Origin of the sequence: Hymenobacter persicinus, assembly GCF_004167665.1 — a bacterium.
GTDB classification, from domain to species: domain Bacteria; phylum Bacteroidota; class Bacteroidia; order Cytophagales; family Hymenobacteraceae; genus Hymenobacter; species Hymenobacter persicinus.
Genome location: NZ_SEWE01000022.1, coordinates 1 through 23,063 on the forward strand (window position 1 = coordinate 1; position 23,063 = coordinate 23,063).

Consider the following 23,063-nt stretch of genomic DNA (forward strand, 5'->3'; position numbering starts at 1 on the left):
TCGCCCTACGTGCGGGCCGTCAGCAAGGGGCGCGTTGTTTTGCACCGGCCCAACTACAAAGTATACCGCGGCAGCCAGCCCCACGGCCCGCTCTACCGCTTCTTCCACCGCTAGGCTCCCGCGCCGGGCCCGCCTTGGGGCTCGCGCATAAAAAAAGCCGCTGGCAGACCAGCGGCTTTTTGGGGCTTTATCTAAAAAGAAGCCTAGGCCTCCTCACGCACGACAATCTTCTGAATCTCGTCGTTGGGCTTGATCTGGTCGATAACGTCGACGCCTTCCACGACTTTGCCGAATACGGTGTGCACCCCGTCGAGGTGAGCCGTGTTCTGGCGGTCATGGACGATGAAGAACTGGGAGCCGCCGGTGTTTTTGCCGGCGTGGGCCATGCTCAGCGCGCCCCGCTCGTGGTACTGGTGGCCGCCCTTGGTTTCGCACTCAATTTTGTAGCCGGGGCCGCCGGTGCCGGGCGTGCCCTTGGCGCCGTCGCGGGAGTTGGGGCAGCCGCCCTGAATCACGAAGTTGGGAATGACGCGGTGAAACTTGAGGCCGTCGTAAAAGCCTTTCTCGGCCAGGTCAGTGAAGTTTTTCACCGTCTTGGGGGCGTCCTGGTCGTAGAACTCCACTTTCATAACACCTTTGCTGGTGTGGATTTCGGCAGTTTTCATGCGGAAGAAAGAAATGGTAGATGGAAAAGTAACCCCGGGCTATACGGGCCGCAGCCCCGCGGGGTCGGTGGCAAAGGTAGCCAATATCGGCCGCGGGCTGAACATCCGGCCTACGGCGGAGTTTCGTAAGCAGAATTACCATATCGGAAACTGAATATCCCGATATTGGCCCCAACTCAACCATCTCCACCAGTTCCAATCCCAACCCCGTTCCGTTTCCGATGAAAAAGACTCTGCGCGACGTCTCCCTCGCTTTCGGCGCTGCCGGCCTGCTGGCCGCCGGCCTCAGCAGCTGCGGCGACCCCAAAACCACCGAAACCACCACCGCCACCGAAGCCGCCGTCATTGCCGACTCGGCTAACATGTCGACCGACTCGGCCCGCATGGGCAAGCCCGAGGGCGTGATGGTGGACGGCGTGGCCATGACGCCCGACAAAACCATTATCCAGAATGCCGTGCAGGCTGCCAGCGTGAGCACGCTCATCAAGGCCGTGTCGGCCGCCGACCTGGGCGGCACCCTCAGCGGCCCCGGCCCGTTCACGGTGTTTGCGCCCACCAACTCGGCTTTCATCTCCCTGCCTAAAGGCGCGCTGGATGGCCTGATGAAGCCCGAGAGCAAGGAAAAGCTCAAGGGCGTGCTGACCTACCACGTTATTGCCGGCCGCCTGCTGGCCTCCGACCTCAAGGACGGCCAGGAGCTGACCACCATGAACGGTGAGAAAGTGAAAGTGTCGGTGAAGGACGGCAAGGTGATGATCAACGGCGCCACCGTGCAGATTCCCGACGTGGTATCGAGCAACGGCGTGACTCACGTCATCGACCAAGTGCTGCTGCCGCCGGCTCCGGCCCAGTAAGCGGCTCGCCAGACCAACAAAAAAGCCCCGCTGTTTCGGCCGCGGGGCTTTTTTGCGTTCAGGTTGTTCGGCGCGGGGGCTTAGCGCTTGCCCAGCCCGGCGTTTTCCGATACCCGCTCGGCGAAGCTGGCCCAATCCACGTCCGGCTTGTTCAGGGCCACGGTGGCCGACAGCTGGTCGAAGACGATATTGGCGAAGGGCATGGGCACCAAGTGCTCCTGGGCCTCGCGCAGCACCAGCTTCAGGTCCTTGCGGATAATGGCCGGCGCCGCGCCCACGGGCTGGTAGTGCTCGGTGGCAATGAGCTTGCCGTAACTTTTGTACACCGGGGCGGCGAAGATGGTGCTGGTGAAAAAGTCGTAAACCTGCTCACGCCCGAGGCCGCTTTTCTGGGCCAATGTAAACGCCTCGGCCATGGCCTCGATGGCCGCGCCCAGCATAAAGTTGCCGCAGAGCTTGACCACGTTGGCCGCGCCCACCTCGTCGCCGAAGTCGTGGGTGCCCTGGCCCAGCACCGTCAGCAGGGGCGCACTGGTGGACTTGGCGGCCGCCGGACCGCTGGTGGCAATCCAGAGCTTGGCCGCGGCGGCGGCATCGGGCTTGCCAAATACCGGCGCGGCCACGAGCGTGGTCCCGTGCTTGGCGTGTGCCTCGGCCAGCTGCCGGTTGGTATCAGGAGCCACAGTGCTGCACGATACGTGGATGGCACCCTTGGGCAGGCCATGTAATAGGCCCTCGGGGCCGGTGGTCAGGTCGGTCAGGGCCGCGTCGTCGGTGACCATGGTGAAAACCACGTCGGCGTGGCGGGCGGCTTCGGCGGGGGAGGCGGCCAGCCGCGCACCCTGCGCCACGAGGTCGGCCGCTTTGCTGGCAGTGCGGTTATAGACGGTGAGGGGGTAGCCGGCTTTAAGCAGGTTGGTGGCCAGCGCCAGGCCCATCTGGCCCAGGCCGATAAAGGCAACGTTCAGATTCTTGGATGCAGTCATAGCTGCCAAAACCGCCGCCAAAGCCAATTGTTCCCGTTTTTTATTCCGGCGCCGCGGCCCACGGTGGGTACCGGAGCTAGTGGCGGTTGTCCTGGTCGGCGAGCATGCTCAGGTAGCTGTCGTAGCGGGGCAGGGCAATCTTGCCCTTGTCGACGGCCTCGCGGACGGCGCAGCCCGGCTCGTGCACGTGCTGGCAGTTGTGGTAGCGGCACTGGTTGAGCAACGCGCGCATCTCGGGAAAGTAGTGCGCCAGCTGGGCGGGCGGAATATCCACGAGCCCCAGCTCCTTGATGCCCGGCGTATCGATAATGTAGGTGCCGGGGCGTACTTCCAGCATCTCGGCGAAGGTGGTGGTGTGCACGCCCTTGTCCGAAAACTCACTGATTTCCGAGGTCTTGATGTCCAGATCGGGCACCAGGGCGTTGATAAGCGTGCTTTTACCGACCCCCGAGTGTCCCGAGAGCAGCGTGACCCGGCCGTCGAGCAGGGCGTCGATGTCGGCCAGGCCCTCGCCGGTATGGGCCGAGCAGCGCAACCCCTCGTAGCCGGTGCGGCGGTACATTTTCAGAATCTGCTCCTGGTAGCCGGCCAACTCCTCGTCGTAGAGGTCTACTTTATTGAAGATGAGCTGCACGGGAATGCCGTAGGCCTCGGCCGTGACCAGAAACCGGTCGATAAACCCGAACGAGGTGGCCGGCGACACGAGCGTGACCACCAGCAAAGCCAGGTCGAGGTTGGCCGCCACAATGTGGGCGTGCTCACTTTTGTGCACCGAGCGGCGGATGATGTAGTTGCGCCGGGGTTCGATGTGGTGAATCACGCCCGCACCCTCGGTCTGCTCCTCCACGGTGAACTCCACCTGGTCGCCGACGGCCAGCGGGTTGCTCACCTTCAGGTTCTTGTTCTTGAACTTGCCCCGCAGGCGGCAGCGGTGCAGCTGCCCGGTGGCCGTTTCCCGCACGAGGTACCACGAGCCGGTAGATTTAACAACGATGCCGGTCATATGGTGAGTTGGTGAAATGGTGAAGTGGTGAGCTGGTGAAATTGCGGGTTAGTGAGATGGTGAATTGCCGTTCAGCTGGCGCGGTTTTGCGCCGCTTGCGCAAATCGAACAGTAAACTCACCATTTCATCTGTTCACCATTTCACCACCAAGCCAGGTCATGATGGTGGCCGTGGCGCCGGCCTTGGCCCGGACGTACTCCTTGTTTTGGGCCACGATGGGCTGGCGCTGGTCCGGGTTGAAAATCAGAAATTTCAGGGCGGTTTCCAGCTCCTCCGCATCTTGCACGGCATCGGCACCACCTTGCTGGACCAGGTCCCGGGCTTCCTGGAACTTGCCGAAATTGGGCCCAAACAGCAGGGGCAGGCCGAATACGGCCGCTTCCAGCGTGTTGTGCAGACCCTTGCCGAAGGCCCCGCCCACGTAGGCCACCGACCCGTAGCGGTACAGTTCCCGCAGCAGCCCGATGGAGTCGATGAGCAGGATGCGGGCCGCGGGCGCCGTTTCGGGCGTGGCTTGGGAGTAGCGCAGCACCTGGCCGGGCAGCAGCTCGTCCACCTGCCGCAGCCCGGTTTCGTGCAGCTCGTGGGGTGCCACAATGACGCGCATAGCCGCGGGTGCCAGTTCCCGTAGCGCGGGCGTGAGCATGGTCACGTCGGCGGGCCAGCTGCTGCCTACCACCAGCACCGGGGCACCGTCGGCGGCGAAGGCGGACAGCACGGGTAGCTCCCGGGCCGTGGCCGCGGCCGTGGCCACCACCGTGTCGAAGCGGGTGTCGCCGGCCGTGCTGACCTGGCGCAGGCCCAGCTTCCGCAGCAGCTCCGTCGACTCCTCATTCTGGGTGAAGATATGGGTGAAGCTGCGCAGAATCCGGCGGAATAGGCCACCCCAGGGCTTGAAAAACACCTGGTTGGGTCGGAAGATGGCCGACACGCAAATCACCGGAATCTGGCGCTGGTGCAGGGCCGTGAGGAAGTAGTACCAGAACTCGTACTTCACAAATACCGCCAGCCGGGGCTGCACGGCATCCAGGAAAGCGCAGGCGTTGGCGGCCGTATCGAGGGGTAGGTAAAACACGTAGTCGGCGCCGGGCCAGCTTTTGCGGATTTCGTAGCCCGAAGGCGAGAAAAACGTCAGCACAATTTTGTAGTCGGGGTGGGCCTGCCGGAAAGCTTCGAGCAGGGGGCGGCCCTGCTCAAACTCGCCCAGGGAGGCGCAGTGAAACCACACCCGCGGGGCCGTTTCGGCGGCCAGCGCCTGCCGGATGTGGGGCAGCAGGCCGCGCCGGCCCTTGGTCCACTGCGCCGCTTTGGGCACAAAGGGTGCCACCACTCGCAGAAGCAGGGCGTAGAGCTGGAGGCCGAGGGAATACAGAAAAAGCAAAGGCTGGGAGTTAGGGCGGAGGACTTAGATCCTGGGTCGGAGAAAACCCGGTCAAAGCGCCGAGCAAAAATAGGCGTTTGCCGGCCGGCAAACGAAAAAAGCCCCAACCAGTTGGTCGGGGCTTTCTTACGCTTGCGTGGCGGGGTGCTTAGTGGGCGCCCTGCTTGCCGAGGTAGTTGGCTACACCTTCGCGGGTAGCCTCCATCGCCTCCTTGCCTTCCTCCCAGTTGGCGGGGCATACTTCGCCTTTCACCTCGAAGTACTGCAGGGCGTCGACCATGCGCATGGCCTCGTCGATGCTGCGGCCCAGCGGACCGTCGTTGACCACTTGGTGGCGCACGATGCCGTCTTTGTCAATCAGGAACAGGCCGCGGTAGGCCAGGGGCGAGCCTACGAAGACCATTTCGCCGGCCTCGTTGTAGTCATAGTGGCCGCCGAGCACGTCGTAGTTGGCCGCAATGGTTTTGGTCGCGTCGGCCACCAGCGGGTAGGTTACGCCCTGAATGCCGCCATTGTCGCGGGGCGTCTGCAGCCAGGCGAAGTGGGAGAAGTGGGTATCGGTCGAGCACCCGACGATGGCCACGCCCTTGGCCTCAAAATCAGCCAGGCGCTCCTGGAAGGCAATGATTTCAGTGGGGCACACGAAGGTGAAGTCGGCGGGGTAGAAGTAGAAGATAACGTGCTTCTTGCCCAGGTAGCGGTCGAGGGAGAAATCCTCTTCGAATTCGCTGTCGATTACGGCCGTAGCCTTGAAAGAAGGAGCACGTTTGCCAACGAGAACTGCCATGTTGTGGAATGTAAAAGTGAAAAGGGTATTGTACTAGGTAAGAAGTCAGCGGAAGCAGCGGGGGCGAAAGGTTGGGCTACCCCCGCGCGTCAGGTTTTGGTGCCGGTGATGTGCAGGGAAAAGGAGCGGGGCCGGAAGCCAGGCAACCCACGGGCGGCGAAGAAGTCGGCAATCAGCGCGTCGAGCTGGGGGTCGCAGTAGTCGATGATTTCCTGCGTATCGGTGCAGTGCAGGTGGTGGTGGGCCGAGCAGTCGGCATCGAAGCGCCGGGAGCTGCCTTCGGCCGCCGCCACGCGCCGCACCAGGCCCGCCGCCACGAAGCTGTCGAGCGTTTTATAGACCGTGCCCAGGGAAAGCGTGGGGTGGGCCGGGCGGATGCGCCGGTGCACCTGCTCAGCCGTGGGGTGGCCCGGCAGCAGCAGCAGACTCTCCAGAATCACGAGGCGCTGCCGGGTGGCGCGCAGCCCCGTCAGCGCCAGCTTGTCCCGTAAGGCGGCGGGGCTGGCATCAACGGGATGGGGGGGAGAAGAAGAGGAAGAAGCTGGCTGCACAGGTAAGAATGATTCTCCGCAAAGGTAAGCGTAGAAGGAAAACCGCGCTGAAAAGGTTTTATCAGCCGGCCGGAATTATCCGGGCAGCCGTGCCCGCCACGGGGGAAAAGTAGCTGAAAGTTGAGTGTAAGTTACTTGGGTCAATACTTGATATTCGTTGGTGTAATATTCAGAAAACGTGCATTATATACTGAGTGTTGCTAAATGATGTAGCCAGTAGTTACCCCCGTGGCTAGGGATGCAAACGGCCGGCTGGGACCTGCGCCGGTAGCTCAGGCAATGAACTCCGTGCCGCCCCGGCACACCACCTGGAAGGTCTGGCGGGTGCGCTGCTCGAGCAGGACCTCCCGGCCCTCGATCAGGCGCCGAATGCTGGCCGCGTCGTAGTTTTTGATGGTGTAGAGTTCCAGCCCGGTGTTGTAGTGAATCGTGAACTGCTCGCGCAGCTGCCCGAGCAGCTTCTCCAGGCGGAAGGCGGCAAAGTCGGTGCAGACTGAGAAGGAAATGGCCGAGTTCTGCATCATGTTAATCTTGAGCCGGACCTGGGCCAGGGCCCCAAAAATCACCTCCAGGTTTTCCTCCGAAATAAAAGTCAGGTCCTTCGACTCAAACGAAATCAGCACCTGCCCGGTCTTGCGGATAAAGGCCGGGGCCAGCAGCTCGTGCCGGCAGTCCCCGATGCGCGTGCCCTCGGCGGCGGGGTCCAGGAACGACTTCACGAACAGTGGAATCTGCCGCACGGCCAAGGGCTTGATGGTCTTGGGGTGAATGACCGAGGCCCCGTAGTACGCCATTTCGATGGTTTCCTGGTAGCTGATTTCCGGGTAGCGCACCGGGTCGGCGAAAAACTTGGGGTCGGCGTTGAGCAGCCCGGCCACGTCCTTCCAGATAGTCACCGACTTGGCCTGCAGGCAGTAGGCAAAAATGGCCGCCGTATAGTCGGAGCCTTCCCGGCCCAGCGTGGTGGTGCGGCCGTCGCGGGTGCCGCCCACGAACCCCTGCGTCACCAGCACGGAGGCCTCGCGCAGCTGCTTGGGCACGGTGGTGCGCAGGTTGGCCTCGGTCGTGAGCCAGTCGATGCGGGCCTCGCGCCAGCAGTCGTCGGTGCGCAGTAGGGGGCGGCAGTCAAGCCAGCGGGTAGGGTGAGTGTCGTGAAGCACGCCGGCAATGAGCTTGGAGGCCAGCAGCTCCCCGCAGCTCACGATTTGGTCGTACTGCGCGTCGTAGTCCTGGGTCGGGCTCACCTCCGCGAGCTGGGCGGCGAGCTGGCGAAAAACCGCTTCAAACTCCTGTTCCAGGGTGGCGGCGGTACCAGGGCCGAAGCCGCCGGAAAGCTCCTGCAGGGCCGTGCGGTGAAAGCTGATCAGCTGGGCCAGGGGCGGGGCGTAATCCTGGCGGGCAAAGGCCAAAGCGAAGATGGCCTCCAGCGCATTCGTGGTTTTGCCCATGGCTGACACCACCACCACCAGCGGGCCCTGGGACCGGTGCTGCTGCACAATTTCGACCAGATTGCGGATGGCCGTGGCGTCCTTCACCGAGGCGCCACCGAACTTGTAAACCTTCAGAGCGAGCTGTTCCTGCATGGCCCAAAAGTAGGCAGCACGCCGCAGATGTGGCGAAAAAGCTTAGTTTTGTAGGCCAGTCCCACTGCTCATTCTTCCACCCATTTATGGATCACAACAAACTGGCTTTACCCGTCGGTACCACCCTGGACCGCTTCATCATGCGCAAGCAGGAAGACTTTCCCTACGCCACCGGGGAGCTTTCCCAATTGCTGCGCGACATTGCCCTGGCGGCCAAAATCGTGAACCGCGAGATTAACCGTTCGGGCCTGATTGACATTGCCGGGGCCTACGGCAACCGCAACGTGCAGGGCGAGGAGCAGCAGAAGCTCGACGTAATTGCTAACATTCGCTTCATCCGGGCCTTGCGCAACGGTGGCGAGGTCTGCACCATCATTTCCGAAGAAGACGAGGAGATGATCCAAACCGGCAACGTGCAGGGCAAGTACGTGGTGGCCATCGACCCGCTCGACGGCTCCTCCAACATCGACGTGAACGTGAGCATCGGTACGATCTTCAGCATCTACCGCCGGGTGTCGCCGACCGGCAACGAGGGCACCGAGCAGGACTGCATGCAGACCGGCACCAACCAGGTGGCGGCCGGCTACGTGATTTACGGCTCCAGCACCATGATGGTGTACACCACCGGCAATGGCGTCAACGGCTTCACCTACGAGCCCAGCCTGGGCGAATTCTTCCTCTCGCACCCCCAGATTACCTCGCCCAAAACCGGCTCGGTTTACTCCATCAACGAAGGTAGCTCGGAGCACTTCTCGGAAGCCATGGCGGCCTACGTGGCCTACTGCAAGCAGCAGAACTACTCGGCCCGCTACATCGGCTCGTTGGTAGCCGACTTCCACCGCAACCTGCTCAAGGGCGGCATCTACATCTACCCGGCCACGAAAAAGTCGCCCAACGGCAAGCTGCGCCTCATGTACGAGTGCAACGCCCTGGCGTTCATTGTGGAGCAGGCCGGCGGCAAGTCCAGCGACGGCCGCACCCGCACCATGGAGCTCGAGCCCAAGGGTCTGCACGACCGGTGCCCGCTGTTCATCGGCTCGACGGAGCTGGTCGAAAAGGCGGAGGAGTTTATGGCCCGGGAGCACAGTGCGTCTGCGGTTGAGGCGCTTAAGTAAAGCGACCTTCCAGCCCATCAAAAAAGGCCACCCGCTTCCGGGTGGCCTTTTTTATGCACGAAGCGGGGAGGAGCTACTCCTTTTTCTTGCCTTTCTTGGCGGGCTTCTCCGTCGTGATTTCCGGATTGATGGGCTCCGTCGACTCCGCCTCGGCCGGGATGATGCCGGCGGTGCTCAACGCTTCCTCGGCGGCGGGCTCGTCGGCCTTGGCAGCTTTCTTCTTGGCTTTCGGCTTAGCTTCTGCGGGAGCCGTAGCGGCCGTTTCCGTTTCTTCCTCCACGGCCGGAGCCTGGTATTCCAGGCTGCTGCTCACGGCTTTGTACCACGAAACCAGTTTCTTGATGTCGGACATATACACCCGCTCCCGGTCGTAGTCGGGAATGATGGCGCCCATGAAGGCGGTCAGATCCCGGTCGTCCGACTTGTTGGTCACGGCCAGGTCGGTGCCGAACTGCTGGTGAATGCGGTCAAACACCTCCGTCAGGGGCACGGTCTGGTCGTAGTCCTGGGTGTAGATGGAAATTTCGTGCAGCAGCGAAACCTTGTTGCGGGCCGAAGCCACGGAGCGCTTACCGTTTTCGGTCAGTGATTCGACGATGACGCCCGCGCGGGTGGGGCTGATCAGACGGTAGAGGCCAGGCATTCCGCTGATGGCGGCAATTTCCTTCAGGTCGTAGGGCATAGAAAAAGCAGTTGGGTAAGAAAATGCAAATTTATTCGGTCGGCGTGGCCTCCTTGGTGGGCGTAGGCAGCTTAAATACAATCGGCAGGCTGGTCAGCACGGCGTAGCTTGGCTTGTTGAACTTCAGCAGCCGGGTCAGGCGCAGGGCTTCTTCCCCGCAGCCGCCGCCCACGTTCTTCACCAGCTTGATGCCGCTCATGGTGCCGTCGGTATTAAGCGTGAAGCTCACGATGCAGGTGCCCTGAATGCGGTTGCGGCGCGCCATTATCGGGTACTTCAGCTCTTTTTCGATGAACTCGTACATGGCGTCCTGCCCGCCTTCGTAGTACTCGGCCACCGGAATGGACTTGCCGACGTGGCCGGGTGCGGGAGTAGCCGCCGGCGCGGGAGCTTCGGCGGGGGCTGGGGTGGTCAGCTCGGGCGTCGGGCCGTCACTTTTCACCTTGACTTTGGTTTTTTGCGCAAACGCCGGGGCAGATCCGGCCAACAGGCCCAGGGCCAGCACAAATGTGATTTTTTTCATGGAAAAACCGGAGAGAAAAAAGGGATGGGAATGAGGAAATGTTGCGGCGCTGGGCTTGGCAATTACGGGGCCAATCTACGCATTATCGGCCGTTTGGGCCAACTGCCGGTTTACCTCCTCAATAAAGCCGAGGACTTCCTCGCGGCCGGTCTTTTCCTCGGCCGAAGTAATAAAATGGCGGGGTAGCTCGTCCCAGCTTTCGCCCATCTTCTGCAGGTAGGACGCCACGTTCTGCTGGGTGCGGGAGCCCGAGAGCTTGTCGGTTTTGGTAAACACCATCACGAAGGGCACGCCCTCGTTGCCGAGCATTTCCATAAACTCCAGATCCACGGCCTGGGGCTCGTGGCGGGAGTCGATGAGTACAAACACGCAGGCCAGGTTTTCCCGGTGCCGCATATAATAGTTGATCATCTTCAGCCAGGCCGCCCGCGAGACTTTGCTGACCTTGGCGTAGCCGTAGCCGGGCAGGTCGACCAAGTACCAGCTGTCGTTGATCAAAAAGTGGTTGATGAGCTGGGTTTTGCCGGGCAACGACGAGGTTTTGGCCAGGCCCTTCTGCCCCGTGAGCATATTAATCAGGGAGGACTTGCCCACGTTGGAGCGCCCAATGAAAGCGTATTCGGGCAGCACGGGCGGCGGACACTGGTCCACCCGTGAGTTGCTCATCAAAAATTTTGCTTCGCGGATAATCATAAGCGGAAAGGCGAGTTGCGGGTGCAAAGGTAAGGGAATGCGCCGGGGCGCCCGAATCATAAATTTTCTTTAAAAATCCTTGTTATTTACAAAGCGCCCCTATATTTGCGCGGCCTGCTTCCCGTCGTAAAGGCCAAAAGCAGCTTCCCCAGGCGGTTTTTAGCCAGATCCGAGTAAAGTTTTTTTCCAATTGGATAGGGCAAAGGTCGTATTATAAAATTTCTATCTTTGCCCGCACTGGAGCCTTGTTTCCTGCCTTCTTAGGCAACGGCCAGCCCCTGGTGCTTCGCTTTTTCCGCGCTTGCGCCCCGAAAAAAAAGCTTGCTGGCTTAACCCTGGAACGGGTTTTCAGTATAAGAGGCAACTCTTAAAATAGCAGCCGCGACTGGTGGCTGCTGTTTGCGTGAACCTCCCTGCAACTCCTTATTCCCAAACCCCTCCTACAATGGACAACTTAGTCAGAAGGTTATTGAAAGCCTCTTGCGCCTTCGCTCTTGCCGCGGCCGTGGCTCAGCCTGCCCTGGCCCAGAGCAGCCGCAAGCAGCTTAAAACTGCGAACAAGTACTTTGAGCAAGAGAACTACCGGGCCGCCATTCCTTTCTACGAGCAGGTACTGGCTAAGGAACCCAACAATGCCCTGGCTTTGTTCCGCGCCGGCATTGCGTATATGTCTTTCGACAAAGAAAAAGCCAGCGACTATATCTACAAGGCGCAGCGGCTTAAGCCGAAAGTGTCGAAGGATGTGGAGTACTGGCTGGGTCGCGTCGACCACCTGAACTACAACTTCGACGAGGCTATTTCCCACTTCCAGGCGTACAATGCCACGCTTAAGAAGAAGGACACCCGCAAAGCCGCGCTGGCGCAGTTGATTCAGCACAGCAAGAACGCCAAGGTGCAGTTCAACAGCCCCAAGGACATCTTCGTGAAGAACCTGGGCCCGACCATCAACACTAGCTTCTCCGAGCACAGCCCGGTGATTTCGGCCGACGACAAGACCCTGCTTTTCACCTCCCGCGGGGAGAACGTGACCGGCGCCGGCAACACCAACAGCACCAACAAAGGCAACATTGCCTCCGACGGTGAGTACTTCGAGGACATCTTCGAAGCCAAGCGCATCGACGACGAGAACTGGGAGAAGCCCCGTTCGCTGAGCGGCGTGCTCAACGGCAAAGGCCACGATGCCTCCATCCAGGTGTTCGATAACGACCAGAAGATGCTCATGTATCGTCAGGACGAAAACGGCGACATCTTCTACTCGGAGAAGGCCGGCGGCGACTGGACGGCTCCCAAAAAGCTCAACAACAAAATCAACTCGAAGGCTTTCGAGTCGGATGCTTTCATCACGCCCGACGGCCTGACGATTTACTTCTCGACCAGCAAGTACTCGGAAGACAACACGCTCGACATCTACTACGCCACCCGCCAGCCCGGTGGGGACTGGGGTGAAGCCAAGTCGGTGGGCAACGTCATCAACACCAAGTTCGACGACGACAGCCCGTACCTGAGCAAGGACGGTAAGACGATGTACTTCAGCTCGCGTGGGCACAACACGATGGGCGGCTACGACATCTTCAAGTCGGAGTACGACGAAATCGGCCGCAAGTGGGGCACGCCCGAGAACATGGGCTACCCCATCAACACGCCTGACGACGACACCTACTACCGTCTGAGCCCCGATGGGTCGTACGCCTACCTGTCGAGCTACCGCATCGGTGGCTACGGCGAGAAGGACATCTACACCATCAACTACATCAAGAACGCCATCATCCGCGGCAAGGTCTTCACCAAGCGTGACAGCACCGTCATTCCGGGTGTGGAGCTGGTCTTCAACGGTACCCAGGCTGACAAAACGGCCCTGAGCTACCGCGACGTGACCAAGCCCGTTACCGGCGACTACCAAGTAAGCGTGCTTTCGGGCCGTACCTACCAGGTAGCTGTGTCGAAAGACAGCAAGAACATCACGACCGAAGAGTTTGCCGTGCCGATTTCGACCAATGACTCGACCGTCATTGAGAAGAATTTCTACGTCGACTACATCGACACGTCGGGAACCATGTACGCCGGTTTCAAGAAGATCTACTTCGATACCGACAAGTACAAGCTGCGTCCGGAGTCGATCAAGGAGCTGGCCAACATCAGCAGCATCCTGAAGGCTAACCCCGGTCTGAACATCTCGATTGAAGGCCACTGCGACAGCCGCAACACCGACGAGTACAACATTGTCCTGGGTCAGAACCGGGCTGATGCCGCCTACAACTACCTGAAGAAAAGCGGTATCACCGAAACCCGCATGACGACCGTCAGCTACGGCGAGCGTCGTCCGGATGCCCCGAACGATTCGCCGGAGAACATGCAGCTCAACCGTCGCGTGGAATTCCGTCCGATCCTGAAAGAGGGTGAAACGATGCCCACGTTGAACCCCGGCGCTGGTTCGGGCGCCACGGGCACCGGTACCTCGGGCGCCAGCTCGACCGGCACCACGACCACCGGCGCACCCCTGCAGCCCGGCAAGAGCAAGGTGAAGATGGCCGACGGCACCAAGGTGAAAACCAAGGTGGATGAGGACAGCGACAAAGTAAAGGTGAAAGCCAAAGGCCCCGCGGGCGAAGAGTCGAAGACCAAAACCAAGGATGGTACCATCGACGCGAAGACCAAAGACGCCAACGGTGAGAAAACCAAAGTGAAGACCGACAACGACTAAACGGTCTGGTTAAGAGTACAGAACGGGCCGGGCATTATGCCCGGCCCGTTTTTTTTCAACATAATGCGCCGCGGGGCGTTATGTTTGGGCAATTCCGCTTCGTTTTTTCCGTTCTTCGCCTCAGAAGTATGTCCGTTGTTCCCTATAAAGAAGATGCCGCCGGCAAGAAGTCGCAGGTTGCCCAGATGTTTAACAGCATTGCGGGTAAGTACGACTTCCTGAATCACTTCCTGAGTGCCGGCACCGATATCTACTGGCGCCGCAAGGCCGTCGGTGAGCTGAAGGAGTTGCGGCCGGCCCGCATTCTGGATATTGCCACCGGCACGGCCGACTTCGCCATCGAAAGCCTGCGCCTGTCGCCGGAAACGACGGTGACGGGGGTGGATATCTCGGAGGGTATGCTGGAAGTAGGACGGCGCAAGCTGGCGGAGAAAGGCCTCAGCCACCGCATCCAACTCGAGCTGGGCGACTCCGAAAACCTGCCGTTTCCCGACAACCACTTCGACGCCGTAACGGCCTCGTTTGGGGTGCGCAACTTCGAAAACCTGCAAAAGGGCCTTCAGGAAATGCACCGCGTACTGCGCCCGGGAGGGAAGATGGTGATTCTAGAGTTTTCCAAGCCCACGGCTTTCCCCATGAAGCAGGCCTACAACTTCTACTTCAAGAATATTCTGCCGGTCTTTGGCAAGATGATTTCCAAGGACCGCGCCGCCTACACCTACCTTCCCGAGTCGGTGCAGGCTTTCCCGGATGGCCCGGACTTTCTGGCTATCCTTCAACAAGTCGGCTTCAAAACTCCCGCATGGCAACCCCTCACGTTCGGTATAAGCTCCATCTACACCGCTCAAAAATAAGCCGTCTGGCGCTGCTGGCTCTCGTTGCCTGCGGCTTGCCGCTAGCCGCGCAGGCCCAGAAGTCGAGCCGGGCCAGCAAGGGCAACCGGGGGCAGGTCAAGTCGATTACGGTCGACAACCTGCCCGGCTACGACGACAAGTGGTTTCACCCCGGCATGTTCATTGCGCCCAACTTCTCGCGCTACAAAATTGAGCAGTCGAGGGCCTACACCCAGGCGCGCAACGTGTCGGCCAACTCCATCATCAGCCCCGGCCTGTCGGTGGGCTTTATTGCCGACGCCCGCCTGGCGCCCAACTTCAACCTGCGCTTCACGCCGGGCGCCAGCTTCGTGACCCGGCAGGTTGAGTTCAAGCCCTTCGGCTACTCGCCCGCCGATTCCATTCTGACCCAGGAAATCGGGGGTACCCAGATTGACTTGCCGCTGCTGCTCAAGTTCAAGTCGGACCGGCGGCGCAACACCCGCGTGTACGTCGTGGGCGGCGTCCGCTCGAGCGTGGGTGTCGGCAACCGCCGCAAGGACCCGGCCCGCAACCTGCTCCGGGCCACGGCCAGCGACTTCGCCATCGAGTACGGCGTGGGCCTGGACCTGTTTTACCCGCTGTTTAAGTTTGCCCCCGAGCTGCGCTTTTCCAATGGCCTGACCAACCTGCTGGTGCCGGGCAAGGACGTGTACAGCCGCAGCCTGCAGAGCATGAAGAGCAACACCGTGACGCTCTACCTGAACATCGAATAACCGGCGTTTTAGCCGCCGTTTGCTTCCCCACATGACCCGTACCGCTTTCGTTACCGGCGCCTCGTCCGGCATTGGCCGCGCCACCGCGGTGGCTTTGGCCCAGTCCGGCTTTCAGCTCGTTGTTACCGGCCGGCGCCGGGAGCGGCTGGAAGAGTTGGCCCAGCAGCTCACCCCTACGCCCGTGCACATTCTCACCTTCGACGTGCGCGACCGGGCGGCCGTGGATGCGGCCGTAGCTAGTCTGCCCGCCGAGTTCCGGGACGTGGACGTGCTGGTCAACAACGCCGGCGGCGCCCACGGGCTGGCCCCGATTCAGGAGGGCGACCCCAACGACTGGGACGTGATGGTGGACAGCAACGTGAAAGGCCTGCTCAACGTGAGCCAGGCCGTACTGCCGGGCATGAAAGCGCGGCGGCAGGGCCACATCATCAACATCGGCTCCATTGCCGGCCACGAGGTCTACGCCAACGGCAACGTGTACTGCGCCTCCAAAGCCGCCGTAGCGGCCCTGACTAAGGCCATGCGCATCGACCTGCTGCCGTTGCACATTCGGGTGGCGGAAGTGAATCCGGGGGCCGTGGAAACGGAGTTTTCCGAGGTGCGCTTCAAGGGCGACGCCGCCCGGGCGGCCAAAGTGTACGAGGGCTTCGACCCACTCAAGCCCGAGGACATTGCCGAAGTCATCCAGTTTATGGTGACCCGCCCCGCCAACGTGCACATTGCCGAGGTCACCATCTTCGCCGGGGCTCAGGGCGCGGCCACGCTGATCCGGCGCGACTAAGCCGGAACTTACCGTTAAAGCCACCAACGGGCCTTGCTACTTAGGTGGCGGGGCCCGTTGCCGTTGGCAGGGACGTGTGCAGCTGCCGGAGCACAGCCGCATCGAGGCTGTGCTTGCCATCAAACTGCAGTAGCTCCGGCTCTACGCCCAGTTGCCGCAGAAACTGTTGTTGCCGGGTTAGGTCTTCGGCGCTGACGTATTCGTCCTGAGTGCCGCAGACCAGCACCACGGGCAGCTGCCGAAGCAGGCGGGTAGCCACGGGCAGCTCCAGGTCGGGCGGAAAGGCGCCGGCCCACAGAATCAGGCGGGCCGGGCGAAACCGGGCCCGGGCCAGCCAGCGGCTCACCGTGGCCGCCCCTTGGGAAAAGCCCAGCACCGTTACGGCCACGTCCGCGGGGAGGCCCGCCAGCACGTGCTGGGCCAATTGGTTGAGGTAGCCCACGTAGTCCTCAATTTCAGCCAGCCGGTCTTCGCGCGTCATCCAGGTTGCCCCGACCCGCCCGCTGGTGCCGTTGAGGTAAAAGCGGGACAGGCCCTCGGGCGCCACCACGACCAACGTCGGGTCGGCGGCAGTGAGGTGGTGGAAGTGGCGAATGAAATACTTGGCCAGCTGCCCGTAGCCGTGGCCCACAAACCAGACCTGCCGGGTCGCGGGCCCAAGCTCCCCGGCCTGAAAGTACCGCGCCGTCCGGCTCACGATCAGCTGTTGTTCCATCTGTGAGGTGGTGACCTAGTGAACTGGTGAGGTGGCGTTCTACCTGGTCGATACTGCGTCACTGGCGCCAGCGGCACCGCCACGCACCAGTTCACCAGCGCACTATTTCGCCTTCGGCAGGTCGTCGGCGTTGAACTGGAACGGCAGCAAGTCGGCCAGGGAGCGGAAGCGGTAGATGCTGCCGTTGGGGCCGGGCAGCAGCAGCGGAATCGGGCGGCCCTGGCGGTTTTCGTACTCGGTCATCACCTGCCGGCAAGCCCCGCAGGGCATGGCCGGCCCGAAGGCGCCATCGGCGGGGCGGGCGGCTACGGCCATCCCCACAATGTGCCGGTCGGGCTGGTTGACGGCCAGGCCAAACAGGGCGGTGCGCTCGGCGCAGAGGCCGGAGGGGTAGGCGGCGTTTTCCTGGTTGGTACCCCGAAACACGCTGCCGTTGTCGAGCAGCAGGGCGGCACCCACGTGGAAGTGGGAGTAAGGGGCGTAGGCGTGTTCGGTAGCGGCGCGGGCCTGTTGCCAGACGGTTGCTTCAGCGGGGGAAAGTTCGGCTTCGGAATCCAGCACCTCGACGGTGATGGTCAGATGGAGCGGATGGGCCATCGGGGAATAAAAGAAACAAATTCCGAGACCGAATGGCGGCCCCGGGCGGGAAGGGGCGGTGAATGTACTACAATTCTGGCGGACCAAATAACTTTTATCCAACTTCGGCCGCCCAAATCGGGGGCGGTCTGGGAATAAATGAGGCTTAAATCCCGACAGTAGCGGGGTAAAGCCCTAGTTTCGTGCCGCCAACTTCTTTCCCACCCCTCCGCCCATGTCCCGTATTCTGCTTCTCGGTGCCGGCCGCTCGGCTTCGTCCCTGATTTCCTATTTGTTGGAGCACGCGCCCACCGAAGGCTGGCAGCTCACGGTGGCCGACGTGAACCCGGCCCACCTGGTGCCCGTGCTGGCCGCCCACAGCGGTTACGCCCGCGCCGTGCCGTTTGATATTCAGCGCCCCGAGCTGCTCGAGGAGCTGGTGCCCCAAGCCGATATTGTGATTTCGATGCTGCCGGCGCTGTTTCACCTGCCCGTGGCCCAGGCCTGCGTGCGTCACGCCCGCCATTTGGTGACGGCCAGCTACGTGAGTGAGGAAATCCGGGCCCTGGACGCCGAGGCGCGGGCGGCGGACATCCTGATTCTGATGGAGTGCGGCCTCGACCCCGGCCTCGACCATATGTCGGCCATGCAGGCGCTGGGCCACATCCGCAGCCGCAGCGGCAAGCTCACCTCGTTTAAGTCGTATTGCGGCGGCCTGATGGCGCCCGACTCCGAGGGCGACAACCCCTGGCGCTATAAGTTCACCTGGAACCCGCGCAACGTGGTGCTGGCCGGGCAGAGCACGGCCAAGTACCTCGAAAATGGTCGCCTGCGCTTTATTCCCTACCAGCACCTGTTTACCCGCCTCGCCACGCTGGAGGTGCCGGGCTACGGACAGTTTGAGGGCTACGCCAACCGGGACTCGCTCAGCTACCGCGCCCCCTACGGCCTACACGACATTCCCACCATGCTGCGAGGCACCCTGCGCCGCCCGGGCTACTGCGCCGCCTGGCAGGCCCTAGTGCGCCTGGGTCTCACCGACGACACCGTGCACCTGGCCAACGACGCGGCCATGACCTGGGCCCAGCTGCTTGAATCCTACCTGCCCGCGGCGGAAGCGGGCCGGAGCCTGCCCCAGCAGCTTGCCGACTACCTGGGCCTAGCCGCCGACGGGCCGGAAATGCAGCGGTTGAGCTGGCTGGGCATCTTTACCGAGCTGCCCGTGGGCCTGGCCGACGCCACGCCCGCCCAGCTGCTCGAGCGGCTGCTGACCACCAAGTGGGCTCTGCAGGACGGGGACCACGACATGATTGTGATGCAGCACCTGTTTGACTTCGAAATCGAGGGGCAGCGTTTCCAGCGCAGCTCTTCCCTGGTCGTGCTCGGCGACGATGCCACCCACACGGCCATGGCCAAAACCGTGGGTTTGCCCGTAGCTATGGCCGTGCGGCGCCTGGCCCAAGGCCACCTCCAGCAGCGCGGCGTCGTGATTCCGACCCAGCCCGACCTCTACGAGCCCATTCTGCAGGAGCTGGCCACCGACTACGGAATCCACTTTGTGGAGCAGGAGCAGACGCTGGGGTAGCCGTTAAAAGGCCAAGTAGAAATCCTGGAGCAAAGTCCGGAATTCCGCCGAGTAGGCTTCCGAGTCGGCCTCGTGGATGGCCAACTCCCGGCTCAGCTGAGGCTGGGGGCGGAGCGTGAAGGAGCTGATGTGGCGCAGGGCCTTGCTGCCGGGCCGGTGGCGGAGCGTGAGCCGGGCCGCCAAGAACAGGCCGGCCAGGGCAGCTTCCCGCTCGAAGTGCAGCATTTCGGGCGGGGGCAGCAGCACCGTCAGCCGCCCGTCGGCTGTGAGGAAGCGGGCAGTGAATTCGGCCAGCTCAGGAAAGCTGAGCGTGTCGGGGGCGGTGTGACGGGCCGTGGTACGCTGGGCATCCGGGGAGCGGAGCGAGTGGCGGAAAAACGGCGGGTTGCAGAGAATATGGTCGAACCGGGCCGGGGCGAGGGCCGCGTACTGCGCCAGACTGGCCGCGTGCACCTTGATTCGGGCGGACCACGGGCTGCGGGCCGCGTTGGCGGCGGCCTGGGCCGCCGCGGCCGGGTCCAGTTCCACGGCTTCCACCCGCGCCCGGGCGTTGCGCTGGGCGGCCATCAGCGCCAGCAGCCCGGTGCCGGCACCAATGTCCAGAATGCGGGTGGCGGCCGTCAGGTCGGCCACGGCACCCAGCACGCAGGCATCGGTACAGACTTTCATGGCGCACTGCCCCTGCTCGACGCGGAAGTGTTTGAACTGGAAATAGGAATTAGCCACGCGGAAACGAAAGGTTGGGGCAAAGGTAAGGCGTAGCCGCGGGCGCAACGCTTACGCGCCGGGCCCACGCCGGGCCGCACCCAGGCGGAGTACCAGGCGGTGCAGGGGCGCTTCCACCGCGTAGTGCAGCCCGATGGCGGCCCCCACGAGCAGCAGCAGCAGCACCGGCACCGGCGGCAACAAGGGCGCCAGACGAATGATGCGGGGCAGCAGAAAGTCGGGGAGCAGGCCCAGGTGCAGCAGGTAAAAAGCGTAGGAGCTGCGGCCAAGCACCTGCAGGGGCCGGCTGCCGAGTGCGCGCTGCAACCAGCTGGGCTGGTTGGCCAGCCCGTGCAGCAGCAGCCCCGTACCCAGCGGCAGCAGCCAGTTGTTGGCCGCCACGCCCGGTAGGCTCTCGATGCTCGAGCCCACGCCCAGCTGCTGCTGCACGCCCACCATTAACCCCAGTACGACGACCAGCACCAAGCCACCCAAAGCCGTAGCGTGGGGCACCCGGGCGGGGGCCAGCCGGGCAAACGCAGCCCCGAACAAAAACTCGGCGCTGCGCCCGAAAAAGGTGGCGCTCAGCACAAACAGCGGCGTTTCCAGCCAACCCCGGCCGCTCAGCACGGAACCCAATGCCAAGCCCAGCGCCGCCAGCCCCACCACGCAGCCCACCCAGATCCGCGGCGAGAAGCGTCGGGCCAGGGCAAACAGCAGGGGCAGCAGCAGGTAAAACGACTCTTCCACCGTCAGGGACCAGCTGGGGCCGATGCCGGTCAGGTACCAGCGGGCGGCCAAGCCCTTGAGCAGCGTGAGGTTCAGCGCGTACTGCTGCCACCACTGCGCCGCGGGCAGGGCGCGCTGGGCATGGCCGAATACGAACGTGGCCGTGGTCAGCAGCAGCAGCAGCGGGTAGATGCGGGCCACCCGGCGCAGCAGAAACTGCCCGAAGCTGCCCGCGTGGGCAGTGGCGAAGTAGCGGCGGCTAAGCAGGTAGCCGCTGAGGGTGAAAAAGACCGACACGCCCACGTGCAGCTCACTGCCTACGGCCTGCAGCGCCGCGGCCCAACCCGGGGCGGGGGCGGGCAAGGAGGTGCGGTAGTGAAATAAAAACACCAGCAGCGCGGCCCCGGCCCGCACGCCCGTCAGGGCCGGAAGGTGGGTGCGCGCGGCCGTCATTTACGCCATCTGGCTTTCGTAGCCCTCGTCGATGAGCAGGGGGCCGCGGGTGGCGCTGCCCACGGCCAGCTGGTCGCACCGCTCGTTTTCGGGGTGGCCGTTGTGGCCGCGTACCCACTGAAAGCGCACCTTGCGCTGCTCGTAGATCTTCAGAAAGCGCCGCCACAAATCCTCGTTGGCCTTCTTGCCGAAATCCGGCTTTTTCACCCAGCCAAACACCCACCGCTTTTCCACCGAGTCGACCACGTACTTCGAGTCGGTGACGACGGTAATCGGGATGTCGGGGCGCGTGACGGCCTCCAGCCCCACGATGATGGCCAGCAGCTCCATGCGGTTGTTGGTGGTCAGGCGGAAGCCCTGGGTGATTTCCTTTTCGTGGTGCCCGTAGCGCAGAATGGTACCGTAGCCGCCCGGGCCGGGGTTGCCGCGGGAAGAGCCGTCGGTGAAGAGATGAATCAACTTGGTTGTCAGTTGGTAGTTGCCAGTTGTCAGTTACTAGTTGTCAGTTACTAGTTGTCAGTTACTAGTTGTTAGTTGTTAGTAAGGGTTGAAGGACCTAACAACTGACAACCAACAACTGACAACCAACAACTGACAACCAACAACTAACCGTCAACTGCTTCAGAAATTTGATTTAAACAGCTTGATGGCAATGGCCAGCAGGATCACGCCGAACACCCGGCGCAGGATGTCCTCGCCGGCATTGCCGAGCTTGCGCTCAATCCAGGCCGAGCTTTTGAGCACGATGAACACAAACACCAGGTTCAGGGCAATGCCGACCAGCACGTTGGGCAGGGAGTAGGCCGCCCGCAGCGAGAGCAGGGTGGTCATGGTGCCGGCCCCCACGATGATGGGGAAGGCCAGCGGCACGATGGAGCCCGTGCGGGTGGTCGGGTCGTTTTTGAACAGCTCAATGCCCAGAATCATCTCCATGCCGATCAGGAAGATGATGATGGCCCCGGCCAGGGCAAACGACTGGTAGTCGACGCCGAACAAGCTCAGAATGCTCTGCCCCAGAAACAGAAACACCACCATCAGCACTCCAGCCACCAGCGTGGCTTTCTCGGAGTGAATCTTGCCCTCGCGCTGCCGGATCTGAATGATAATCGGGATGGAGCCCAGAATATCAATCACGGCAAACAGGGTGAGCGTAACGGAGAAGATTTCCTTGAGGCTGAACATGGTGAGATAGTGAACTGGTGAGGTGGTGAGGTTGAGGTGTTGGTGGTGCGGAGCCGCCCCGCTTACGCAGACGGAATGACAACTCACCAGTTCACCATCTCACGATTTCACTACTTAAGAAAACTCCCGGGCGAAGAACTGGACGAGTTGCTCGTAGGCCGCGTCGGGGATGGCGGGGAAGTTGGCGATGCGCAGGGTGTTGGCTTTCCAGGTGCCGTAGCCGTTACCGAGCTGCAGGCCCTGGGCCAGGGCCCGGCGCTTCACCTCGTCAATCAGCGCCGGGGCGCCCTGCAGGGCAATGACGGTAGTAGAGCGGGTTTCGGGGTTCGTGACCAGGGGCGTGAGCTGGGTGGCCTGCTCGAAGTAGTCGTAGAGCTTAGCGGCGCGGTCGAGCAGGTGCTGGTGCACGGCCTTGATGGGCTCCCGGTCCTGGAGCACCCGGCTCAGCAGGTAGATGCCGAGCACGTTGGGCGTATGGGTGGTCTGGAAGTTGAGCATCTTCTCGTACTGGGCCGTGAGCGAGTTGTAGTGGCTGCGCTCATTGATGCTGCGCAGGCGCGCCACGGCCCTTGGCGACAACACCATGATGCCCAGGCCGGCGGGCAGCCCGAAGCACTTCTGCACCGAGCCAAACCAGATGTCGGCCTTGATGTACTTGAGCTGAATGCCGGCCAGCGAGGAAGTGGCGTCCACGGCCAGCAGGGCGTTGCCCAGGCGGTTGTAGAGGTTCAGCACGAACCCGTCGCGCAACTGGGTGGCGTTGGAGGTTTCGTTCTGGGTGATGCAGACCAGGTCAGTCTGGCCGGACTCGTCGGGCAGGGGCAGGGTGTAGATTTCGGGCGCCTCATCGACGCCGAACTGCTGGCCGGTGGAGGCGGGGCGCAGGGCTTTGGCGTACTCAAACCACTTCTCGCCGAAAGCCCCGCTGTAGAGGTGGAAGCTCTTGGTGGGCGTCAGGCTCTGGGCCAAGACTTCCCAGCACTCGGTGGCCGAGCTCAGGAAGAAGATGGTGTAGTCCTGGGGGATGTTGAGCTTGGCCTTCATGTCGGCCACGGTCTGCCGCATCAGGCCCGTAAACCGCTCCCCGCGGTGGGGCGCCGAGAGCCAGCCCTCGTCGAAAGCGTCCTGCAAGTAGCCGCGTACGGCCGGATACACGGCGGAAGGCCCGGGATTGAAAGTATACATAGGTGTGGGAGTCAAAAGGGGAAACGCAAAGGTAGGGAC

General features: G+C 62.3%; 24 protein-coding genes. 7 read left to right on the forward strand and 17 right to left on the reverse strand.

Annotation, left to right across the window (positions count from 1 at the left end; all coding sequences use genetic code 11):
• Nucleotides 1–203: 203 nt before the first annotated feature.
• On the reverse strand, nucleotides 204–665 hold the full coding sequence (locus tag EWM57_RS11630; RefSeq protein WP_129921321.1) for a peptidylprolyl isomerase: 462 nt from the start codon (nucleotides 663–665) through the stop codon (nucleotides 204–206).
• Nucleotides 666–886: 221 nt separating this feature from the next.
• Here EWM57_RS11630 and EWM57_RS11635 point away from each other — a divergent pair, with 221 nt between their 5' ends.
• Complete coding sequence (locus EWM57_RS11635; RefSeq protein ID WP_129921322.1) at nucleotides 887–1,519, forward strand: fasciclin domain-containing protein; 633 nt, start codon at nucleotides 887–889, stop codon at nucleotides 1,517–1,519.
• Nucleotides 1,520–1,599: 80 nt separating this feature from the next.
• Here EWM57_RS11635 and EWM57_RS11640 read toward each other — a convergent pair whose 3' ends face one another.
• From EWM57_RS11640 to EWM57_RS11665, 6 genes are all read right to left on the reverse strand, one after another.
• Nucleotides 1,600–2,505: an NAD(P)-dependent oxidoreductase gene (locus EWM57_RS11640; protein ID WP_129921323.1), complete on the reverse strand. Its 906-nt coding sequence runs from the start codon at nucleotides 2,503–2,505 to the stop codon at nucleotides 1,600–1,602.
• Nucleotides 2,506–2,581: 76 nt separating this feature from the next.
• On the reverse strand, nucleotides 2,582–3,508 hold the full coding sequence (gene rsgA, locus EWM57_RS11645) for a ribosome small subunit-dependent GTPase A (protein ID WP_129921324.1): 927 nt from the start codon (nucleotides 3,506–3,508) through the stop codon (nucleotides 2,582–2,584).
• A gap of 125 nt (nucleotides 3,509–3,633) precedes the next feature.
• Nucleotides 3,634–4,890 carry a 3-deoxy-D-manno-octulosonic acid transferase gene (locus EWM57_RS11650; protein ID WP_129921325.1) on the reverse strand — a complete coding sequence of 419 codons (1,257 nt, stop codon included), beginning with the start codon at nucleotides 4,888–4,890 and terminating at the stop codon, nucleotides 3,634–3,636.
• A 148-nt stretch (nucleotides 4,891–5,038) separates the two neighbouring features.
• Entirely contained in the window at nucleotides 5,039–5,677 is a 639-nt protein-coding gene (locus EWM57_RS11655) for a peroxiredoxin (protein WP_129921326.1), read from the reverse strand.
• An 89-nt stretch (nucleotides 5,678–5,766) separates the two neighbouring features.
• Nucleotides 5,767–6,228, reverse strand: coding sequence for a Fur family transcriptional regulator (locus EWM57_RS11660; RefSeq protein ID WP_129921327.1), 462 nt, complete (start codon nucleotides 6,226–6,228; stop codon nucleotides 5,767–5,769).
• Nucleotides 6,229–6,500: 272 nt separating this feature from the next.
• The gene (locus EWM57_RS11665; RefSeq protein WP_129921328.1) at nucleotides 6,501–7,811 is read right to left on the reverse strand and encodes an aspartate kinase; all 1,311 of its coding nucleotides are present in this window, start codon (nucleotides 7,809–7,811) and stop codon (nucleotides 6,501–6,503) included.
• An 86-nt stretch (nucleotides 7,812–7,897) separates the two neighbouring features.
• On the opposite strand from EWM57_RS11665, the gene fbp reads away from it, so the two are divergent.
• A complete protein-coding gene (gene fbp, locus EWM57_RS11670; protein WP_129921329.1) occupies nucleotides 7,898–8,926 on the forward strand; it encodes a class 1 fructose-bisphosphatase in 1,029 nt (342 codons plus the stop codon).
• Nucleotides 8,927–8,999: 73 nt separating this feature from the next.
• Here the strand turns inward: fbp and EWM57_RS11675 are convergent, their stop codons facing one another.
• The 3 genes from EWM57_RS11675 to yihA all read right to left on the reverse strand — a co-directional run bounded on the left by EWM57_RS11675 (nucleotide 9,000) and on the right by yihA (nucleotide 10,824).
• On the reverse strand, nucleotides 9,000–9,608 hold the full coding sequence (locus EWM57_RS11675; RefSeq protein WP_129921330.1) for a DUF5606 family protein: 609 nt from the start codon (nucleotides 9,606–9,608) through the stop codon (nucleotides 9,000–9,002).
• A gap of 31 nt (nucleotides 9,609–9,639) precedes the next feature.
• Complete coding sequence (locus EWM57_RS11680; protein ID WP_129921331.1) at nucleotides 9,640–10,131, reverse strand: energy transducer TonB; 492 nt, start codon at nucleotides 10,129–10,131, stop codon at nucleotides 9,640–9,642.
• Between the two features lie 75 nt (nucleotides 10,132–10,206).
• Nucleotides 10,207–10,824 carry a ribosome biogenesis GTP-binding protein YihA/YsxC gene (yihA, locus tag EWM57_RS11685; protein ID WP_129921332.1) on the reverse strand — a complete coding sequence of 206 codons (618 nt, stop codon included), beginning with the start codon at nucleotides 10,822–10,824 and terminating at the stop codon, nucleotides 10,207–10,209.
• A 505-nt stretch (nucleotides 10,825–11,329) separates the two neighbouring features.
• Here yihA and EWM57_RS11690 point away from each other — a divergent pair.
• The 4 genes from EWM57_RS11690 to EWM57_RS11705 all read left to right on the forward strand — a co-directional run bounded on the left by EWM57_RS11690 (nucleotide 11,330) and on the right by EWM57_RS11705 (nucleotide 15,894).
• Nucleotides 11,330–13,525: an OmpA family protein gene (locus tag EWM57_RS11690; RefSeq protein WP_129921333.1), complete on the forward strand. Its 2,196-nt coding sequence runs from the start codon at nucleotides 11,330–11,332 to the stop codon at nucleotides 13,523–13,525.
• 128 nt (nucleotides 13,526–13,653) lie between these two features.
• Nucleotides 13,654–14,379: a bifunctional demethylmenaquinone methyltransferase/2-methoxy-6-polyprenyl-1,4-benzoquinol methylase UbiE gene (ubiE, locus tag EWM57_RS11695; RefSeq protein WP_129921334.1), complete on the forward strand. Its 726-nt coding sequence runs from the start codon at nucleotides 13,654–13,656 to the stop codon at nucleotides 14,377–14,379.
• 35 nt (nucleotides 14,380–14,414) lie between these two features.
• Complete coding sequence (porT, locus tag EWM57_RS11700; protein ID WP_165370497.1) at nucleotides 14,415–15,113, forward strand: type IX secretion/gliding motility protein PorT/SprT; 699 nt, start codon at nucleotides 14,415–14,417, stop codon at nucleotides 15,111–15,113.
• Between the two features lie 31 nt (nucleotides 15,114–15,144).
• Nucleotides 15,145–15,894, forward strand: coding sequence for an SDR family NAD(P)-dependent oxidoreductase (locus tag EWM57_RS11705; RefSeq protein WP_129921336.1), 750 nt, complete (start codon nucleotides 15,145–15,147; stop codon nucleotides 15,892–15,894).
• 40 nt (nucleotides 15,895–15,934) lie between these two features.
• On the opposite strand, the gene EWM57_RS11710 is transcribed toward EWM57_RS11705, so the two are convergent.
• Nucleotides 15,935–16,609 (reverse strand): alpha/beta hydrolase, encoded by a 675-nt coding sequence (locus EWM57_RS11710; protein ID WP_129921337.1) that lies wholly within the window; start codon nucleotides 16,607–16,609, stop codon nucleotides 15,935–15,937.
• 102 nt (nucleotides 16,610–16,711) lie between these two features.
• On the reverse strand, nucleotides 16,712–17,206 hold the full coding sequence (gene cdd / locus EWM57_RS11715) for a cytidine deaminase (RefSeq protein ID WP_129921338.1): 495 nt from the start codon (nucleotides 17,204–17,206) through the stop codon (nucleotides 16,712–16,714).
• A 214-nt stretch (nucleotides 17,207–17,420) separates the two neighbouring features.
• On the opposite strand from cdd, the gene EWM57_RS11720 reads away from it, so the two are divergent.
• Nucleotides 17,421–18,770 carry a saccharopine dehydrogenase family protein gene (locus tag EWM57_RS11720; RefSeq protein ID WP_129921339.1) on the forward strand — a complete coding sequence of 450 codons (1,350 nt, stop codon included), beginning with the start codon at nucleotides 17,421–17,423 and terminating at the stop codon, nucleotides 18,768–18,770.
• 3 nt (nucleotides 18,771–18,773) lie between these two features.
• On the opposite strand, the gene EWM57_RS11725 is transcribed toward EWM57_RS11720, so the two are convergent.
• The 5 genes from EWM57_RS11725 to EWM57_RS11745 all read right to left on the reverse strand — a co-directional run bounded on the left by EWM57_RS11725 (nucleotide 18,774) and on the right by EWM57_RS11745 (nucleotide 23,024).
• Nucleotides 18,774–19,496 carry a tRNA1(Val) (adenine(37)-N6)-methyltransferase gene (locus EWM57_RS11725; protein WP_242510052.1) on the reverse strand — a complete coding sequence of 241 codons (723 nt, stop codon included), beginning with the start codon at nucleotides 19,494–19,496 and terminating at the stop codon, nucleotides 18,774–18,776.
• Between the two features lie 51 nt (nucleotides 19,497–19,547).
• On the reverse strand, nucleotides 19,548–20,657 hold the full coding sequence (locus EWM57_RS11730; protein ID WP_129921340.1) for an acyltransferase family protein: 1,110 nt from the start codon (nucleotides 20,655–20,657) through the stop codon (nucleotides 19,548–19,550).
• The gene (gene rnhA, locus EWM57_RS11735; protein WP_129921341.1) at nucleotides 20,658–21,116 is read right to left on the reverse strand and encodes a ribonuclease HI; all 459 of its coding nucleotides are present in this window, start codon (nucleotides 21,114–21,116) and stop codon (nucleotides 20,658–20,660) included.
• A 162-nt stretch (nucleotides 21,117–21,278) separates the two neighbouring features.
• Nucleotides 21,279–21,839 (reverse strand): MarC family protein, encoded by a 561-nt coding sequence (locus EWM57_RS11740; protein WP_129921342.1) that lies wholly within the window; start codon nucleotides 21,837–21,839, stop codon nucleotides 21,279–21,281.
• Between the two features lie 114 nt (nucleotides 21,840–21,953).
• Nucleotides 21,954–23,024 (reverse strand): aminotransferase class V-fold PLP-dependent enzyme, encoded by a 1,071-nt coding sequence (locus EWM57_RS11745; RefSeq protein ID WP_129921343.1) that lies wholly within the window; start codon nucleotides 23,022–23,024, stop codon nucleotides 21,954–21,956.
• Between the last annotated feature and the right edge of the window lie 39 nt (nucleotides 23,025–23,063).

What these genes read in the sequence shown, in the direction of transcription:
- EWM57_RS11630 (WP_129921321.1), bottom strand. Translation starts at nt 665, where the DNA reads ATGAAAACTGCCGAAATCCACACCAGCAAAGGTGTTATGAAAGTGGAG.
- EWM57_RS11635 (WP_129921322.1), top strand. Translation starts at nt 887, where the DNA reads ATGAAAAAGACTCTGCGCGACGTCTCCCTCGCTTTCGGCGCTGCCGGC.
- EWM57_RS11640 (WP_129921323.1), bottom strand. Translation starts at nt 2,505, where the DNA reads ATGACTGCATCCAAGAATCTGAACGTTGCCTTTATCGGCCTGGGCCAG.
- rsgA (WP_129921324.1), bottom strand. Translation starts at nt 3,508, where the DNA reads ATGACCGGCATCGTTGTTAAATCTACCGGCTCGTGGTACCTCGTGCGG.
- EWM57_RS11655 (WP_129921326.1), bottom strand. Translation starts at nt 5,677, where the DNA reads ATGGCAGTTCTCGTTGGCAAACGTGCTCCTTCTTTCAAGGCTACGGCC.
- EWM57_RS11665 (WP_129921328.1), bottom strand. Translation starts at nt 7,811, where the DNA reads ATGCAGGAACAGCTCGCTCTGAAGGTTTACAAGTTCGGTGGCGCCTCG.
- fbp (WP_129921329.1), top strand. Translation starts at nt 7,898, where the DNA reads ATGGATCACAACAAACTGGCTTTACCCGTCGGTACCACCCTGGACCGC.
- EWM57_RS11675 (WP_129921330.1), bottom strand. Translation starts at nt 9,608, where the DNA reads ATGCCCTACGACCTGAAGGAAATTGCCGCCATCAGCGGAATGCCTGGC.
- EWM57_RS11680 (WP_129921331.1), bottom strand. Translation starts at nt 10,131, where the DNA reads ATGAAAAAAATCACATTTGTGCTGGCCCTGGGCCTGTTGGCCGGATCT.
- yihA (WP_129921332.1), bottom strand. Translation starts at nt 10,824, where the DNA reads ATGATTATCCGCGAAGCAAAATTTTTGATGAGCAACTCACGGGTGGAC.
- ubiE (WP_129921334.1), top strand. Translation starts at nt 13,654, where the DNA reads ATGTCCGTTGTTCCCTATAAAGAAGATGCCGCCGGCAAGAAGTCGCAG.
- EWM57_RS11705 (WP_129921336.1), top strand. Translation starts at nt 15,145, where the DNA reads ATGACCCGTACCGCTTTCGTTACCGGCGCCTCGTCCGGCATTGGCCGC.
- EWM57_RS11710 (WP_129921337.1), bottom strand. Translation starts at nt 16,609, where the DNA reads ATGGAACAACAGCTGATCGTGAGCCGGACGGCGCGGTACTTTCAGGCC.
- cdd (WP_129921338.1), bottom strand. Translation starts at nt 17,206, where the DNA reads ATGGCCCATCCGCTCCATCTGACCATCACCGTCGAGGTGCTGGATTCC.
- EWM57_RS11720 (WP_129921339.1), top strand. Translation starts at nt 17,421, where the DNA reads ATGTCCCGTATTCTGCTTCTCGGTGCCGGCCGCTCGGCTTCGTCCCTG.
- EWM57_RS11730 (WP_129921340.1), bottom strand. Translation starts at nt 20,657, where the DNA reads ATGACGGCCGCGCGCACCCACCTTCCGGCCCTGACGGGCGTGCGGGCC.
- EWM57_RS11740 (WP_129921342.1), bottom strand. Translation starts at nt 21,839, where the DNA reads ATGTTCAGCCTCAAGGAAATCTTCTCCGTTACGCTCACCCTGTTTGCC.
- EWM57_RS11745 (WP_129921343.1), bottom strand. Translation starts at nt 23,024, where the DNA reads ATGTATACTTTCAATCCCGGGCCTTCCGCCGTGTATCCGGCCGTACGC.